Raw genomic sequence first — 16396 nt, 5'->3', positions numbered from 1 at the left:
CGCTTGCCTTTCATATTTTCAGCAGGTATGGTCCATATATCCCCATCAATTTGATCTTTATGAATATGACGTAAAGGGTTGGTACGAACACCTGTCAGGATAAGCAGACGCAAAGCTAAATGTTTTATAGTTGTTGTTTTGCAGAGAAATTGGTAAAAAGCCGGCACATCTCTCCAATCCATGGCTGGTAAGCTTTGTTTTTTATGACGTTGTTTGCCTAAGAGAGCGCGTGCTTTTTCTACTGCTTGTAAATCAACATCTAACCCTAATGCAGCCGCATGTTTGAGACAAAGATTAAGACGCATTAGTGCTGTTCGAGCAGTTCCAGCTTTTGTATGCCAAATAGGGGCAAGGGTATCGCGTATCTCTGTTTGCGTAATCTCTGAAACGGGCAGACAGCCTAATTTAGGGAGAATATGGAGGCGTAAATGTAAAAACCAATTACAAGACTCACCATCATTTTTTAATTCAGCTTTACGGCTTTCAAAAGCATCTAGAGCAATATCTTTTAAATAATGGAGATTGCGCATTGCCTCACGCTTTTGTTTGTTGCGTTCTTTAATAGGGTCACGCCCCTCACGTAAAACAGCCCGCCACCTAGTTGCCAATTCACGAGCTTGTTTTAAAGAAACATCTCGCAAGGCACCCAAGCCCATTTCACGGCGCCGACCATGAATGGTATAACGATAAAGCCATTGAGCACCACCATCTTTACGTTTGTGAAGAAGCAAGCCGGCACCATCATTATATTTACCAGCTCCCAATGTTGCTACAGCCCTTGCATTAAGACGATTCATAAGAACCATTTTTACTCCTTTCTTGTACAATTTTTACCCACACATCAACCCCGCTTGTGACGTGCAAGCAAGTGGTTTTGATTGATTCAAGATAAACAGATTTGAAATGAGAGAATCCTACGTTATTCGAGGGTCTAATTCAATATGAACAGAGCTAGATTATCATTATAAATCAATATCTTGTATCTGTCATACAAGAAGGTGTTCACGGTATAGCCAACGAAAACACGACTATCAATCTCTATGGACCAGCCTTTAATGTTTTAGTTGCATCCGGTCTGTTAGGGTATGTGAGTGACGGCAAACAAATTATTATTGGCTTTGATGGGAATAGATATGACTTTGTAAGCAGAATTATTGGCGGTAATGGCTATACTTATGAGACAATACCTGCTGGCAGTAACTGGTGGAAAGAATGGTGGAGAGTGATCATGAATCCCATAAGTGCCCATACTTGTCTTGGAGATGCGAGCCAAGTATGTCGGTATGTTTATGGCTCATCCAATCGAGTACAAAATAAGAAAAAAATCTTGGTATTAGTTTTCAGGAAGATATTGTCGATTGTGATGACAACGATGCTGTTAAGCAGCGTATAGGATTGATCAATGGTTATTTGAAGTCAGTAGTGAAGGAAGGTTGGGTGGATATTACTGAAGGGAAGAGCCTTTTTGATTATTGTATAATAGAAAAATCTAATAGTGATCACGATACTGTCAGTGGTTTTGTAGATTATTGTTTACAAATTAAAGCAAATAACCTCTTTTTTTATTTACATGAGAGAAGTAAAGGGTTTCGTTGGTTTTTTTGTTTTAAAGTTCTTACAGAAGTTCGCAGGCATAGAAGCAAAAATGGAATAGTTTTTTTATTGGATGAGCCAGCAAATAATTTACGTATTCATCCACAGAGAAAAATATTAAGCTCCTTACAAACGTTATCGAGCATAAAAGGCAATAAAGTAATTTATTCGACGCATTCCCCTTATCTTATTAACGACGATAATTTGGATAATTTGTTTACCGTACGTAATGAAGCAAATGATTTTGAAGCGCCTCGAATTGTTTGTGAAAGATTTCTGGAATTAACTACATTTACTGAAGAAACTGTGAGGGCTGTTGAGCCTATTGTTCAAAAAACATGGATTACACACCTTGGAACAGGAGCTGATTGGATTATAAAAAAATTTAATGGAGTTGCTGCTAATGCAAAGAAGGTAAATCACATTGCTGATTGCGTGAAACATATTATTGGTGGATAATTTTCTCAGTTTATGCCGTAAAGCTTATACCCTTACGCGTTTTATTTAAATACTTACACCCTTTGGTAAAATTTTACGGAAACTTCGCATTGATCACTCCGAACACTTCTTAGATATGGCTAAGAAATTAGATATATCTGTAGGATTTTTATCTTCTGTCGAGATTAGCAAAAAATCTGTTCCTGTAGGACTGGAGGAAAAGATCATAGAGCTTTATGGTTTAGATCAAGAGGTAGCAGAAATTTTGAAAAGAGAATCGGATTCTTATTGTAAAAGTTTCACTATAAAGCCTTCTGATACATTTAGATGTGAAGCTGTTGGTATGTTTGCTAGACTGATAAACATTATTTCACAAGAAGATTTAGAACTATTAAAAAATTGTTAGAGAAAGCTGGCAAAAAGAATGCGCTTTGTAAAGGAAAGAGTAAAAACCATATTCCCCTAACTTTATTTAGGCATCCCTTATCTTTTAAAAATATATGAAGAATCAAAAACTTAATAGGAATATAAAGCTATATGGTGGGCGATGAGAGACTCGAACTCCCGACATCCTCGGTGTAAACGAGGCGCTCTACCAGCTGAGCTAATCGCCCAATGCAATGATCAGCAATTGAATGGAGACTCTTTAAGGAAAAATTTTTCTAAACGCAAGAATAAAGATGGTATTTGATAATTTTTTTTAAAAATGCATAATCCTTCTTGACATAAACGCATGAACCCCTTACACGACCGCTTGTACCAAATTAAATTGGTTCGAAAAAATGCGCGGGTGTAGCTCAGTTGGTTAGAGTGCTGGCCTGTCACGCCGGAGGTCGCGGGTTCGAGCCCCGTCACTCGCGCCATTTTGTGATTCCTTATGAAATTTCCTTTTTAAAATATCCATATGCTATGAGTGATGTGGTGGAGTGTTTGATTGGGAATAAATATGTTTTTTCTTTCTTTTTATATGGTTTATAAGAATAGGGCTTGCGTCTTTCTTTGCTCTGCGTTACCTATGCCGATAAGAAAAGTATCGCTCTGTATGCCTTTGAAGCAGTATGAATAGAGTTAATAGAGCGATTGTTAAATTTGTCTGTTTGGTCTCGCAATATTGAATCATTGTGTTAAACTCAGGCATTTCGTTACGATGGAAGAGGGTTATGGCTTATTTATTGAGCTCTTATTTGCCAGTCTTGATTTTCATTATTGTGTCAGCGGTTATTGCTGGAGTTTTGTTGATTACACCTTACATTGTAGCATATCGTTCCCCTGATCCTGAAAAATTATCGGCTTATGAATGTGGGTTTAATTCATTTAGTGATGCACGCATGAAGTTTGATATTCGTTTCTATTTGGTGTCAATTTTATTTATTATTTTTGATCTTGAAGTTGCATTTCTTTTTCCTTGGGCTGTTTCATTCGAATCAATAGGTATGTTTGGCTTTTGGTCGATGATTGTGTTTTTAGCGATTTTGACTATTGGATTTATATATGAATGGAAAAAAGGAGCCCTTGAATGGAATTAAGATCTAATAATTCAACGATTGAGGCTCCAAAACCAAAAGGAATCATTGATCCAAATACTGGTGGGCTGATAGGATCTGACGATAAATTTTTTCGTGATATCAATGCTGAATTATCAGATAAGGGGTTTTTAGTTACCTCGGCAGATGCTTTGATTACTTGGGCACGTACCGGTTCTTTAATGTGGATGAGTTTTGGTTTGGCTTGTTGTGCTATCGAAATGATGCAATGCTCAATGCCTCATTATGATAATGAGCGTTTTGGATATGCACCACGAGCTTCACCCCGCCAGTCAGATGTGATGGTGGTGGCAGGTACTCTAACAAATAAGATGGCTCCTGCTTTAAGAAAAGTGTACGATCAGATGCCAGAGCCACGTTATGTCATTTCTATGGGATCATGTGCAAACGGTGGGGGATATTATCATTATTCCTATTCAGTAGTGCGGGGATGTGATCGTATCGTGCCTGTCGATATATATGTCCCAGGGTGTCCACCTACAGCAGAGGCATTATTATACGGCATATTGTTGCTACAGAAAAAAATCCGTCGTACCGGATCCATAGAGCGATAGAGAGTTTTCTTGTCATGGTGGATGAAACATTGGTTGAGCTTGCTGCTTATTTGGAAAACAAATTAAAAAATAAGCTTGAAGAGACTGTTCTTGCTTTTGGTGAATTGACCATTGTGGCACGTCTTGATGCAATTATCGATGTCTTAATGTTTGTTCGTGATGATCCTCGCTGTCAATTTATTAATCTTACAGACATTAGTGGTGTGGATTATCCTTTTCGCGATAAGCGCTTTGATGTTTCTTACCAATTGTTATCTCCTCGTGAGAATTTACGCTTACGTGTAAAAGTTCGTACGGATGAAAATACTCCTGTTGCTTCAGCTTGTACGGTTTATCCTGGCGCAGAGTGGTATGAACGTGAAACGTATGATATGTATGGGGTTTTATTTTCAGGACACCCAGATTTGAGACGGATTTTAACAGATTATGGGTTTGAAGGATATCCTTTACGCAAAGACTTTCCTGTGACAGGATTTGTTGAATGCCGTTATGATAATGAAGCAAAGAGGGTGATTTATGAGCCTGTTGTTTTGCGCCAAGAGATGCGTAATTTTGATTTTCTTTCTCCTTGGGAAGGAGGACAGTATACTTTGCCATGTGATGGGAAAGCAGATGAAAAAAAATAATATTGGTTTTGATAAGGCATTATATTAGAGTACTGTATTTCTTAAATAATTAAATATTTTTTAGCGTGATAGATTTTTTGATATTTGATATGAAGTTTTTTAAAAAGCAAGGGGTTGATTGTGGCTGAGGTCAATGTTCGAAACTTTAATATCAATTTTGGTCCGCAGCATCCTGCCGCGCATGGGGTTTTGCGCATGGTTCTGGAGCTGGACGGTGAAGTTGTTGAGCGTGTAGATCCACATATTGGGTTGTTGCATCGCGGTACTGAAAAATTAATGGAAACAAAGACTTATCTTCAAGCTGGTCCTTATCTAGATCGTTTGGATTATGTCGCTCCTATGAATCAGGAACATGCTTTTGTTCTTGCTATTGAAAAGTTATTAGATATAAAAGTTCCTAAAAGAGGGCAATTAATACGTGTTTTGTTTTCTGAAATTGGGCGTATTCTTAATCATTTGCTTAATGTAACGACACAGGCAATGGATGTTGGTGCTTTAACACCACCGCTTTGGGGATTTGAGCAACGTGAAAGATTGATGATTTTTTATGAGCGTGCCTGTGGTGCTCGTCTTCATGCAAATTATTTTCGTCCTGGTGGCGTGCATCAAGATTTACCAGAATCTTTAGTTGAGGATATTGGTGATTTTATTGATCCATTTCTTATTTCTCTCGGAAAACTTGATGCGCTTGTGACCCCAAATCGGATTTTTAAGCAGCGTAATGTGGATATTGGCGTTGTAAGTATTGATGAAGCTTGGGCACGCGGTTTTTCTGGGGTTATGATTCGTGGCGCTGGTGTTCCATGGGATTTGCGTAAAAGTCAGCCTTATGAATGTTACGATGAAATGGAATTCGATATTCCTATAGGTAAAAATAGCGATTGTTATGATCGCTATCTTATTCGTATGGAAGAAATGCGTCAATCAGCGAAAATTATGCGCCAATGTGTGGAGCGTTTACTGAGTACTGAAAAAAATGGACCGGTTTCGAGCTTGGATCGCAAAATTGTACCACCGACGCGGAGTGAAATGAAAAGCTCGATGGAAGCACTGATTCATCACTTTAAACTCTATACGGAAGGTTTTCATACACCTCCTGGAGAAGTATATGTTGCTGTGGAAGCTCCGAAGGGTGAGTTTGGTGTTTATCTTGTTTCTGATGGAACCAATAAGCCTTATCGTGTCAAGTTGCGTGCTCCTGGGTTTGCTCATCTCCAAGCTATGGATTTTTTAACCCGAGGCCATATGTTGGCGGATGCTACAGCTATTTTGGGTTCGATTGATATTGTTTTTGGGGAGGTTGATCGCTAATGTCCGTACGCCGTCTTGCAGATGATATCTATCAGCCCGCAGAGTTTTCTTTTACAAAAGAAAATCAAATATGGGTAAAAAATACTATAGAAAAGTATCCTGTCGGGCGTGAGCAATCAGCTGTCATTCCATTATTAATGCGTGCACAAGAGCAAGATGGTTGGGTGACACGTGCTGCAATTGAACATATCGCTCAAATTCTTTCTATGGCATATATCCGTGTCTTAGAAGTTGCTACTTTTTATACTCAGTTTCAGCTTAAGCCTGTTGGAACAAAAGCGCATATTCAAGTTTGTGGGACAACGCCTTGTATGTTACGTGGTTCTGATGAATTGATTAAAGTTTGTCAGAAAAAAATTCATCATGAACCTTTTACGACCAATCAGGATGGAACATTGTCATGGGAAGAGGTGGAGTGTCTTGGTGCTTGTGTTAATGCTCCCATGGTTATGATTTTTAAAGATACTTACGAAGATCTTACAGCTGAACGCCTTGAAGAGATTATCGATGCATTTGAGGCAGGAAAGGGTCCTGAGATAGCTGTTGGTCCGCAAAATAGTCGTAAATCGTCGGAGCCAATTAGTGGTTTAACATCTCTTCTTGATGATGAGAAAGAAAAAAAGATCTCTCAAGTCTTCACCAAAAAAGGATAAGGAAAGAATGGGGAACATAATTAAGTATTTTTCTTGAGAAAATATTTTATTATTCTACCCATGATGGCAACATTTAACGAAAAGTAAGAAATCTTGAAAAGATATTTAAAAATTGCATTTGAGGAAAAGCTAAAAATGCTACGGGTAATAGAAAAAAAAGGTGGGGTATGCTAGCTGATAAAGATCGTATCTTCACCAATATTTATGGTTTAAAAGACAAATCATTAAAGGCTGCGATGTCGCGTGGACATTGGAATGGTCTGAAAGGGATTATTGACAAAGGTCGTGATTGGATTATTGATGAGGTGAAGGCGTCGGGTTTACGCGGTCGTGGTGGTGCTGGTTTTTCTACCGGAATGAAATGGTCCTTTATGCCAAAGCAGAGTGATGGGCGTCCTCATTATTTGGTTGTCAATGCTGATGAATCAGAGCCTGGAACATGTAAAGACCGTGATATTTTACGGCATGATCCCCATACTTTGATTGAAGGATGTGCAATCGCTACTTTTGCTATGGGAGCCAATGTTGCTTTTATTTATATTCGTGGTGAATATATTCGTGAGCGTGAAGCGCTACAAGCTGCCGTTGATGAATGTTATGATGCAGGTTTGCTTGGCAAAAAAACAAAATATGGGCATGCTTGCGATATTATCATTCATCATGGAGCCGGTGCTTATATTTGTGGTGAAGAAACGGCCCTTCTTGAAAGTCTTGAGGGAAAAAAGGGACAACCTCGGCTTAAACCACCATTTCCTGCCAATATGGGGATTTATGGCTGTCCAACAACAGTAAATAATGTAGAGTCTATTGCCGTTGTTCCAACGATTTTGCGGCGGGGTGCTTCGTGGTTTTCATCAATCGGACGAGCAAATAATGTTGGCACGAAATTATTTATGGTTTCAGGGCATGTTAACGCTCCTTGTACATTTGAAGACGCTCTTGGTGTTTCATTCCGTGAATTAATTGAAAAACATACGGGTGGTATTCGTGGTGGATGGAATAATCTTTTAGCAGTTATTCCAGGGGGGGCTTCTTGTCCAGTCGTCCGTGGTGAGGATATGATCGATGCGATTATGGATTTTGATGGGATGCGAGATGTCGGGTCTTCTTTTGGCACAGGGGGAATGATTGTTATGGATAAATCAACCGATATTATCAAAGCAATTTGGCGTATAGCTGTTTTTTTTAAGCACGAGAGTTGTGGTCAGTGTACACCGTGTCGTGAGGGGACGGGTTGGATGATGCGTCTTTTAGGGCGTATGGTTGAGGGAAGAGCGCAAAAACGCGAGATTGATCTTTTGTTTGAAGTGTCTAAACAGGTTGAAGGACACACTATTTGTGCGCTTGGTGATGCTGCCGCATGGCCTGTACAGGGGTTGATACGTAATTTTCGTCCGGAAATCGAGCGTAGAATTGATGAATACACGCGAAATGTAGTCCAAAGCAAAAATATTGCTTTAGAAGCGGTTTAATAAAGGATTTTGTTTTAAGAGCAACCGAATGCAAATTTTAAGTGGGTTATCCGCAGGTTGGATGGGTGATGATAAATATCAAAGTTGATGGCAAAGAGATTGAAGTTCCTGATTATTACACTTTGCTTCAGGCTGCTGAGGCGGCTGGGGTAGAAATTCCACGTTTTTGTTTTCATGAATCTTTGTCAATTGCTGGAAATTGTCGTATGTGTTTAGTTGAGGTTAAGGGTGGTCCATCAAAACCTCAGGCTTCTTGTGCTATGGGGGTTCGTGATTTACGATTGGGGCCTAACGGTGAGGCACCTGAGATTTTTACCAATACACCGATGGTAAAAAAAGCACGTGAAGGTGTTATGGAATTTCTTCTCATTAATCATCCTTTGGATTGTCCAGTGTGTGATCAAGGGGGAGAGTGTGATCTTCAAGATCAAGCAATGCTTTATGGACGAGATTGTTCTCGTTATACAGAAAATAAACGTGCTGTAGAAGATAAATATATTGGACCTCTCGTCAAAACTGTTATGACACGGTGTATTCATTGTACACGGTGTGTTCGTTTTACAACGGAAGTTGCAGGTATTTCTGAACTTGGTTTGATCGGTCGTGGTGAAGATGCTGAAATTACGACGTATCTTGAAAAAGCTATGACATCTGAATTACAGGGAAATGTTATTGATCTTTGTCCAGTGGGAGCTTTAACTTCAAAACCTTATGCGTTTCATGCCCGTCCGTGGGAATTGGTAAAAACGGAATCGATTGATGTGATGGATGCGCTTGGTAGTGCTATCCGTATTGATAGCCGCGGCCGTGAAGTTATGCGGATTATGCCGCGTACGAATGAAGATGTAAATGAGGAATGGATCTCTGATAAAACGCGTTTTATTTGGGATGGATTACGGACTCAGCGGCTTGATAAGCCATATGTACGCAAAGATGGAAAGCTTCAACCTGTCAGTTGGACAGAAGCTTTTGCAAAAATTAAAATGGTAATCTCTAAAATTTTTCCAGAAAAAATTGGAGCCATTGCGGGGGATCTTGCTTCTGTTGAAGAAATGTATGCCCTTAAAGCATTATTGAGTTCTTTGGGCTCAACGCTTTTTGATTGTCGTCAAAGAGGAGGGGCTTTATCGCCAGAGTTTGGGCGCTCGAGTTATATTTTTAATCCTACAATTGTAGGTATTGAACAGGCTGATGCACTGCTTATTGTGGGATCTAATCCACGTCATGAAGCAGCTGTTTTAAATGCGCGTATTTTAAAGCGCCAACGGATGGGCAATTTTCCTATTGCATTAATTGGAGAGAAAGTCGATTTACGTTATCCTTATTCTTACCTTGGATCTGGGAGTGATACATTAACGACACTTATTCGTGGAGAGGATGTTTTTTTTAATGTCTTAAAAGAAGCGAAGAGGCCCCTTATTCTTATCGGAGAGGGAGCGGTTTCAGGAAGTGAAGGTTTATCTGTTTTAAAAAGTCTTGCTAAATTAGCTGATAATATAGGTGCTCTTAGTGAGACATGGAATGGGTTTGGGGTTCTTCATAATGCAGCATCGATTGTTGGAGGGTTGGACATAGGCTTTACTTCTAAGCTTGGGGTTGCAAATATACTTAAAACCTGTGAAGTTCTATTTTTGCTTGGTGCTGATGAAGTAGAATTAGCCAATACAAAAGCTTTTACAGTTTATATTGGGAGCCATGGTGATAATGGTGCACATGCTGCTGACGTTATTTTGCCTGCATCTGCTTACACTGAAAAATCAGGGCTTTATGTGAATACAGAAGGACGTGTTCAAATGACAAATCGGGCTGGTTTTGCTCCAGGTGAAGCAAAAGAAGATTGGGCTATTTTGCGTGCTTTATCGGATATTTTAGGACAAAGGCTTCCTTTTGATTCTCTTTCTCAATTAAGACAATGTTTGTTTAATGATTATCCACATCTTTGTGCCGTTGATGATATAGTGCCTTCTGATATAAGTAATCTTAAGGTGCTTGGTTCAAAAATGGTTTCTCTAGAGAGTCAAACATTTACTTCTATGATTAAAGACTTTTATTTGACAAATCCGATAGCACGTGCTTCTGCCGTTATGGCTGAATGTTCATCTCTTGCAAAAAACCATGTTACGCAAACTGTAGAGTAAAGGCAAAGGAAAAGGAATAATGATGTATGATTTCTTTATGACTTGGCTGTTGCCATTACTTATTATCGTTGGAAAAACACTGCTTCTTTTAGTCGTTCTTTTGATCTTAGTTGCTTATCTTCTTTACGCAGATAGAAAAATTTGGGCAGCGGTACAATTGCGTCGTGGACCAAACGTTGTTGGACCATGGGGTTTGTTACAGTCTTTTGCAGATTTAATTAAATTTGTTGTGAAAGAACCTATTATCCCAGCAGGTGCAAATAAGGGGGTTTTTCTTTTGGCTCCTTTTGTTTCAGCGACACTTGCTTTATCAACTTGGGCTGTTATTCCTGTCAATGAGGGCTGGGAGGTTGCAAAGATTAATGTTGGCTTGCTTTATATTTTAGCCATTTCATCTCTTGAAGTTTATGGTGTTATTATGGGGGGATGGGCATCAAATTCAAAATATCCTTTCTTAGGAGCTCTTCGTTCGGCGGCACAAATGGTTTCTTATGAAGTTTCCATTGGTTTTGTGCTTGTGACTGTCATTTTAATAAGTGGTTCGTTAGATCTCACAACAATTGTTTTTAAACAAACGCACGGGCTTGGTACAACTCTTGGTCTTCCTTTTAACAGTTTTCTCGATTGGAATTGGTTGGTCCTTTTTCCAATGTTTATTATATTTTTTATTTCTGCGCTTGCAGAGACAAACCGTCCTCCATTCGATTTGGTGGAAGCAGAATCTGAACTTGTTGCTGGTCATATGGTAGAATATTCTTCAACGCCTTACATGCTCTTCTTTCTAGGTGAATATGTTGCGATTGTTTTAATGTGCGCATTAACAACCATTCTATTTTTAGGCGGTTGGCTGCCTCCCTTAGATGTTTGGTGGCTTAATTGGGTTCCTGGTATCATTTGGTTTGTTTTAAAAGTTTGTTTTGTATTTTTTTGGTTTGCTATGGTCAAAGCATTTGTTCCACGTTATCGCTATGATCAGCTCATGCGGCTTGGTTGGAAGGTTTTTCTTCCTCTCTCACTAACAATGGTTGTGATAACTGCTGCTTTTTTAAAGTTTACGGATTTCGTTTAAGAGGAGATTTTACGATGTCAGGTTTTATTCAGGCGGCAAAGTCACTTCTTCTATTGGAATTTGTGAGTGCTTTTTTCTTAGCTATGCGTCAATTTTTTTCACCAAAACCCACGATTAATTATCCTTATGAAAAAGGTTTTGTATCTCAGCGTTTTCGTGGTGAGCATGCATTGCGTCGCTATCCAAATGGTGAAGAACGGTGTATTGCTTGTAAATTATGTGAAGCGATTTGTCCTGCTCAAGCGATTACAATTGAAGCTGGTCCACGGCGCAATGATGGTACACGTAGAACTGTCCGTTATGATATAGACATGGTTAAATGTATCTACTGTGGTTTTTGTCAAGAAGCCTGTCCGGTTGAGGCTATTGTCGAAGGTCCAAATTTTGAGTTTGCGACGGAAACACGTGAAGAACTTTATTATGATAAAGAAAAACTTTTATTGAATGGAGATCGCTGGGAGCGAGAAATTGCTCGAAATATATTGATGGATGCGCCTTATCGTTAAGTGTATCGTTAAATGAGGTGTCGGATATTTTTCCGATAAATTGTAATCTGGTATGAAGTTTATACCAATTGTTTGAATAATTAAGGAGAAGCCTATGCTAACAGATCTAGCGGCGGCATTTTTCTATTTGTTTGCTTTTATTATGCTAACAAGTGCAGTTATTGTTATTACAGCACGCAATCCAGTGCATTCTGTTTTGTTTTTAATCCTCGCATTTTTTAATGCAGCAGCTTTGTTTTTACTTGCAGGAGCAGAGTTTTTAGGGCTTATTCTGCTTGTTGTGTATGTTGGAGCTGTCGCTGTTTTATTTTTATTTGTCGTTATGATGCTTGACGTTGATTTTGCTGAGTTAAAGAGTGGAACTCTTCGGTATGCTCCTATTGGAGCTCTTATTGGTGTTATTATCGCTGTAGAATTGATTGTTGTTTTTATGAGTAGCTATTTTTCTCCAGTCTTGAGAACGCATGTTACGCAACCAATGCCAGATTTAGCGCAGCGAACAAATACACAAGCATTAGGTGATATTCTCTATACGGATTATGTTTTCTATTTTCAAATTGCTGGAATGATTTTATTGGTTGCAATGATTGGAGCTATTGTTTTAACACTTCGTCATAAATTAGGAGTAAAGCGGCAATCTATTGCGGAGCAAGTTTCTAGAACGGTAGAAAGTGCCATTGAAATCAAACAAGTTGAATCAGGCAAAGGTATGTAAGGGGGCTATGCAGATGTATATTGATATTACACATTATCTCACTGTTTCTGCTTTGATGTTTACAATTGGTATTGCTGGAATTTTTCTCAACAGAAAAAATGTGATTATTATCTTGATGTCCATTGAGCTTATATTGCTTTCAGTTAATCTCAATTTTGTTGCATTTTCAGCATTTCTTCATGATCTCGTTGGTCAGGTATTCGCTTTATTTGTCTTAACCGTAGCAGCTGCTGAAGCTGCCATTGGTTTAGCAATTCTGGTCGTTTTTTTCCGTAATCGTGGTTCCATTGCGGTTGAAGATGTTAATGTAATGAAAGGCTAACCAGTGATGTATTATACGATTGTCTTTCTTCCGCTTTTGGGTTTTTTAATTGCTGCACTAGGTGGAAAAACGATAGGAGATCGTGCGAGTGAATTGATAACATGTAGCTTTATGGTTGTTGTTGCCATATTATCGTGGATAGCATTTTTCAGTACTGCACTTGGTCATATTCCAGCGATTGATGTATTGGTATTACATTGGATGACTGTTGGTGACTTAAGCTTTAATTGGGCTTTACATGTTGATGCATTAACAGCTGTCATGCTTATTGTTGTGAATAGTGTTTCGGCATTAGTGCATATTTATTCAATTGGTTATATGCACCATGACCCTTCAAGGTCTCGTTTTTTTTCTTATCTTTCTTTGTTTACATTTATGATGCTTATGTTGGTCACATCCAATAATTTGATTCAGATGTTTTTTGGATGGGAAGGTGTCGGACTTGCTTCTTATTTACTCATTGGTTTTTGGTTTCAGCGCGATTCTGCTAATAAGGCCGCAATGAAAGCTTTTGTAGTTAACCGTGTTGGAGACTTTGGTTTTCTCTTAGGAATCTTTAGTATTTTTGTTTTGTTCCAATCGGTTGATTTTGCCTCTATTTTTGCAAAAGCTGCCGACAAGAGCTTTATACAAAATATGACATTTTTAGATTGGCAATTTGATGGGCAGACGGCAATTACCATTACATGTCTTTTATTATTTATTGGTGCGATGGGAAAATCCGCACAATTTCTTTTACATACTTGGCTGCCTGATGCAATGGAAGGGCCAACCCCTGTATCAGCGCTTATTCATGCCGCTACAATGGTAACGGCTGGTGTTTTTATGATTGCGCGTATGTCGCCAATTTTTGAACTTTCTTCAACTGCTTTGACCGTGATTATTATTGTTGGTGCAACAACAGCGTTTTTTGCAGCAACTGTGGGGTTGGTGCAGAATGATATTAAGCGTGTTATTGCTTATTCTACATGCTCTCAACTTGGTTATATGTTTGTGGCATTAGGTGTTGGAGCTTATGGCGCTGCTGTCTTTCATCTTTTTACGCATGCTTTTTTTAAAGCCTTATTGTTTCTTGGTGCAGGTTCTGTGATTCATTCTGTGTCTGATGAACAAGATATGCGAAAAATGGGTGGGTTACGCAAACATATAAAGGTCACCTATTGGATGATGATGGTCGGGACCATTGCCTTGACCGGTGTTGGAATTCCAGGAACACTTTTCGGGACTGCAGGTTTTTTCTCAAAAGATGCGATTATAGAGTCTGCTTTTGCATCTCATAATATTGCTTCAGGATATGCTTTTTATCTTCTTGTTTTTGCTGCCTTTTTAACAAGTTTCTATTCATGGCGACTTATCTTTATGACATTCCATGGTAAACCACGGGCAACAGTTGATGTGATGCATCATGTTCATGAATCGCCTCCAGTTATGTTGATTCCACTCTTTCTTTTATCTATTGGAGCAATATTTTCTGGTGTCGTTTTCCAACCTTACTTTTTTGGTGACTTGTATAATGCTTTTTGGAAGGGAGCATTATTTACAAGCAGCCATAATCATATTCTTCATGATGCTCACCATGTTTTTAATTGGGTAAAATGGTCGCCTTTTATAGCAATGATTCTTGGGTTTATGTTGGCTTATTTATTTTATATTGTGGCTCCCTCTCTTCCCAAGAAAATGGCGCGTATTATGCCAGGAGTGTATCACTTTCTTTACCAAAAGTGGTATTTCGATCAATTATATAACTTTTTATTTGTTCGTCCTACCTTTAGAATTGGTTCTTTTCTTTGGAAAGTGGGAGACGGTAAGATTATTGATGGTCTAGGTCCCAATGGTATTGCAGCGCGTGTTGTTGATATTACAAATAGAGTTGTTCGAATGCAAACAGGCTATCTTTACCACTATGCATTTGCAATGCTTATCGGCGTTGCATTGCTCATTACATGGATGATGATCGGGGGCGTAAACTAATGACCGATTGGCCTATTCTTTCTACGGTTACATTTTTGCCGCTTGTTGGTGTTCTTCTGATTTTGTTTATCAAAGATGATAGTGAAGTAGCACGCCATAATATACGTAATGTCGCATTTTTTACGACTCTATTTGTTTTTATTATTTCTTTAATTATTTGGATAGGATTTGATTCTAGCAACCAAAATTTTCAAATGGTTGAAAAATCCAGTTGGTTAGGGGGGGGTATTAGCTATCATATGGGGGTCGATGGTATTTCTATTCTTTTTGTTGTTCTCTCGGCTTTTCTTTTACCTTTCTGTATTTTAGCAAGTTGGGAGAATGTTAAAGAGAGATTAAAAGCCTATATGATTGCGTTTCTTCTTCTAGAAGTTGCGATTATTGGTGTTTTTTGTGCTCTTGATGCAATGCTATTCTATGTTTTTTTTGAAGGCAGCCTCATTCCAATGTTTATCATTATAGGTGTATGGGGAGGAGCACGTCGTGTTTATGCAAGTATAAAGTTTTTCTTATATACTTTACTTGGTTCAGTGCTTATGCTGGTTGCTCTTATGGTTATGTATTGGGAGGCTGGGACACTTGATATACCAACTTTACTCAATTATCAGTTTCCTGCTCATATGCAAATATGGCTATGGCTTGCATTTTTTGCTTCTTTCGCAGTTAAAATGCCAATGTGGCCAGTTCATACATGGCTCCCTGATGCTCACGTAGAAGCACCGACAGCGGGTTCTGTTATTTTAGCTGGTGTCTTACTTAAATTAGGTGGGTATGGTTTTCTTCGTTTTTCTTTGCCTATGTTTCCTATCGCTTCAGCAGATTTTGCGCCTTTTGTTTTCACATTATCGCTTATCGCTATTATTTATACATCACTGGTTGCACTTGTTCAAAGTGACATCAAAAAACTTATTGCATATTCCTCAATAGCGCATATGGGATATGTAACGATGGGTATTTTTGCTGCGAATGAACAGGGGATACAAGGGGCTATTTATCAGATGCTATCCCATGGAATTGTTTCAGCAGCATTGTTTCTTTGTGTTGGGGTTATCTATGATCGCTTGCATACACGTGAAATTTCAGCGTTTGGTGGTTTAGTGAATAATATGCCTAAATATGCTGTTGTTTTCTTAATTTTCACCATGGCAAATGTTGGTTTGCCTGGAAGCTCAGGATTTTTGGGTGAATTTTTAACCTTAATAGGTGTTTTTCAAGTAAATAAATTGGTTGTTGTTTTAGCAACAACAGGTGTTATCTTATCGGCAGCCTATGCCCTTTATCTTTATCGGCGTGTGGTTTTTGGTTCCTTGGATAAAGAGAATTTAAAAGTATTAATAGATCTTTCTTTAAGAGAAAAATTCCTCCTTTATCCATTGGTTATTCTTACAATATTCTTTGGTATCTATCCAACGCCTATTCTTAAGGCAACGGCGTTTTCCGTAGAAACCCTCATCAATAAACTGCACTAGATAAGGGAAGAATGC

At 38.7% G+C, this 16396-nt stretch carries 14 protein-coding genes, 2 tRNA genes and 2 pseudogenes; 16 read left to right on the top strand and 2 right to left on the bottom strand.

Annotation, left to right across the window (positions count from 1 at the left end; translation table 11 throughout):
* On the bottom strand, positions 1–806 hold an 806-nt coding region (locus ACFINY_RS05985), incomplete at its 3' end, for a tyrosine-type recombinase/integrase (protein WP_375700927.1).
* 631 nt (positions 807–1437) lie between these two features.
* Here ACFINY_RS05985 and ACFINY_RS05980 point away from each other — a divergent pair.
* On the top strand, positions 1438–2052 hold the full coding sequence (locus ACFINY_RS05980) for a hypothetical protein (RefSeq protein ID WP_375611875.1): 615 nt from the start codon (positions 1438–1440) through the stop codon (positions 2050–2052).
* 49 nt (positions 2053–2101) lie between these two features.
* Positions 2102–2535: pseudogene (locus ACFINY_RS05975) on the top strand (XRE family transcriptional regulator).
* A gap of 34 nt (positions 2536–2569) precedes the next feature.
* Here the strand turns inward: ACFINY_RS05975 and ACFINY_RS05970 are convergent.
* A tRNA-Val gene (locus tag ACFINY_RS05970) sits at positions 2570–2645 on the bottom strand.
* Between the two features lie 172 nt (positions 2646–2817).
* Between ACFINY_RS05970 and ACFINY_RS05965 the strand changes: the two genes are divergently transcribed.
* The 14 genes and pseudogenes from ACFINY_RS05965 to ACFINY_RS05900 all read left to right on the top strand — a co-directional run bounded on the left by ACFINY_RS05965 (position 2818) and on the right by ACFINY_RS05900 (position 16381).
* Positions 2818–2894: transfer RNA gene (locus ACFINY_RS05965), tRNA-Asp, on the top strand.
* A gap of 297 nt (positions 2895–3191) precedes the next feature.
* Positions 3192–3557, top strand: a complete 366-nt coding sequence (locus ACFINY_RS05960) for an NADH-quinone oxidoreductase subunit A (protein ID WP_005773599.1) — start codon at positions 3192–3194, stop codon at positions 3555–3557.
* Complete coding sequence (locus ACFINY_RS05955) at positions 3548–4129, top strand: NuoB/complex I 20 kDa subunit family protein (RefSeq protein ID WP_375606831.1); 582 nt, start codon at positions 3548–3550, stop codon at positions 4127–4129. The genes ACFINY_RS05960 and ACFINY_RS05955 overlap by 10 nt, the downstream gene beginning before the upstream one ends.
* A 14-nt stretch (positions 4130–4143) precedes the next feature.
* Entirely contained in the window at positions 4144–4755 is a 612-nt protein-coding gene (locus ACFINY_RS05950) for an NADH-quinone oxidoreductase subunit C (RefSeq protein ID WP_375611876.1), read from the top strand.
* A 120-nt stretch (positions 4756–4875) separates the two neighbouring features.
* Complete coding sequence (locus ACFINY_RS05945; RefSeq protein ID WP_375611877.1) at positions 4876–6066, top strand: NADH-quinone oxidoreductase subunit D; 1191 nt, start codon at positions 4876–4878, stop codon at positions 6064–6066.
* Positions 6066–6756, top strand: a pseudogene (nuoE, locus tag ACFINY_RS05940) (NADH-quinone oxidoreductase subunit NuoE). Before ACFINY_RS05945 ends, nuoE begins: the two are co-directional and overlap by 1 nt.
* Positions 6757–6886: 130 nt before the next feature.
* Complete coding sequence (nuoF, locus tag ACFINY_RS05935) at positions 6887–8191, top strand: NADH-quinone oxidoreductase subunit NuoF (RefSeq protein WP_375611878.1); 1305 nt, start codon at positions 6887–6889, stop codon at positions 8189–8191.
* Positions 8192–8259: 68 nt separating this feature from the next.
* Entirely contained in the window at positions 8260–10329 is a 2070-nt protein-coding gene (nuoG, locus tag ACFINY_RS05930; protein WP_375611879.1) for an NADH-quinone oxidoreductase subunit NuoG, read from the top strand.
* Positions 10330–10351: 22 nt separating this feature from the next.
* Positions 10352–11398: an NADH-quinone oxidoreductase subunit NuoH gene (gene nuoH, locus ACFINY_RS05925; RefSeq protein WP_375611950.1), complete on the top strand. Its 1047-nt coding sequence runs from the start codon at positions 10352–10354 to the stop codon at positions 11396–11398.
* A gap of 14 nt (positions 11399–11412) precedes the next feature.
* A complete protein-coding gene (nuoI, locus tag ACFINY_RS05920; RefSeq protein ID WP_273723184.1) occupies positions 11413–11904 on the top strand; it encodes an NADH-quinone oxidoreductase subunit NuoI in 492 nt (163 codons plus the stop codon).
* Between the two features lie 94 nt (positions 11905–11998).
* Entirely contained in the window at positions 11999–12619 is a 621-nt protein-coding gene (locus tag ACFINY_RS05915; RefSeq protein WP_375611880.1) for an NADH-quinone oxidoreductase subunit J, read from the top strand.
* Between the two features lie 13 nt (positions 12620–12632).
* Positions 12633–12941, top strand: a complete 309-nt coding sequence (nuoK, locus tag ACFINY_RS05910; protein ID WP_273791275.1) for an NADH-quinone oxidoreductase subunit NuoK — start codon at positions 12633–12635, stop codon at positions 12939–12941.
* 6 nt (positions 12942–12947) lie between these two features.
* Positions 12948–14912 (top strand): NADH-quinone oxidoreductase subunit L, encoded by a 1965-nt coding sequence (gene nuoL / locus ACFINY_RS05905; RefSeq protein WP_375611951.1) that lies wholly within the window; start codon positions 12948–12950, stop codon positions 14910–14912.
* Positions 14912–16381 carry an NADH-quinone oxidoreductase subunit M gene (locus ACFINY_RS05900; protein WP_375611952.1) on the top strand — a complete coding sequence of 490 codons (1470 nt, stop codon included), beginning with the start codon at positions 14912–14914 and terminating at the stop codon, positions 16379–16381. Before nuoL ends, ACFINY_RS05900 begins: the two co-directional genes overlap by 1 nt.
* Positions 16382–16396: the final 15 nt, after the last annotated feature.

Origin of the sequence: Bartonella sp. AA23NXGY (assembly GCF_042197165.1) — a bacterium.
Classification (GTDB): Bacteria; Pseudomonadota; Alphaproteobacteria; order Rhizobiales; family Rhizobiaceae; genus Bartonella.
The sequence above is the reverse complement of the archived record's forward strand: the minus strand, read 5'-3'. Positions and strand labels throughout refer to the sequence as shown.

Bases quoted from the DNA above. Each gene is read 5' to 3' on its own strand.
- ACFINY_RS05960 (WP_005773599.1), top strand. From the start codon at position 3,192: ATGGCTTATTTATTGAGCTCTTATTTGCCAGTCTTGATTTTCATTATT.
- ACFINY_RS05955 (WP_375606831.1), top strand. From the start codon at position 3,548: ATGGAATTAAGATCTAATAATTCAACGATTGAGGCTCCAAAACCAAAA.
- ACFINY_RS05950 (WP_375611876.1), top strand. From the start codon at position 4,144: ATGGTGGATGAAACATTGGTTGAGCTTGCTGCTTATTTGGAAAACAAA.
- nuoF (WP_375611878.1), top strand. From the start codon at position 6,887: ATGCTAGCTGATAAAGATCGTATCTTCACCAATATTTATGGTTTAAAA.
- nuoG (WP_375611879.1), top strand. From the start codon at position 8,260: ATGATAAATATCAAAGTTGATGGCAAAGAGATTGAAGTTCCTGATTAT.
- nuoH (WP_375611950.1), top strand. From the start codon at position 10,352: ATGTATGATTTCTTTATGACTTGGCTGTTGCCATTACTTATTATCGTT.
- nuoI (WP_273723184.1), top strand. From the start codon at position 11,413: ATGTCAGGTTTTATTCAGGCGGCAAAGTCACTTCTTCTATTGGAATTT.
- ACFINY_RS05915 (WP_375611880.1), top strand. From the start codon at position 11,999: ATGCTAACAGATCTAGCGGCGGCATTTTTCTATTTGTTTGCTTTTATT.
- nuoK (WP_273791275.1), top strand. From the start codon at position 12,633: ATGTATATTGATATTACACATTATCTCACTGTTTCTGCTTTGATGTTT.
- nuoL (WP_375611951.1), top strand. From the start codon at position 12,948: ATGTATTATACGATTGTCTTTCTTCCGCTTTTGGGTTTTTTAATTGCT.
- ACFINY_RS05900 (WP_375611952.1), top strand. From the start codon at position 14,912: ATGACCGATTGGCCTATTCTTTCTACGGTTACATTTTTGCCGCTTGTT.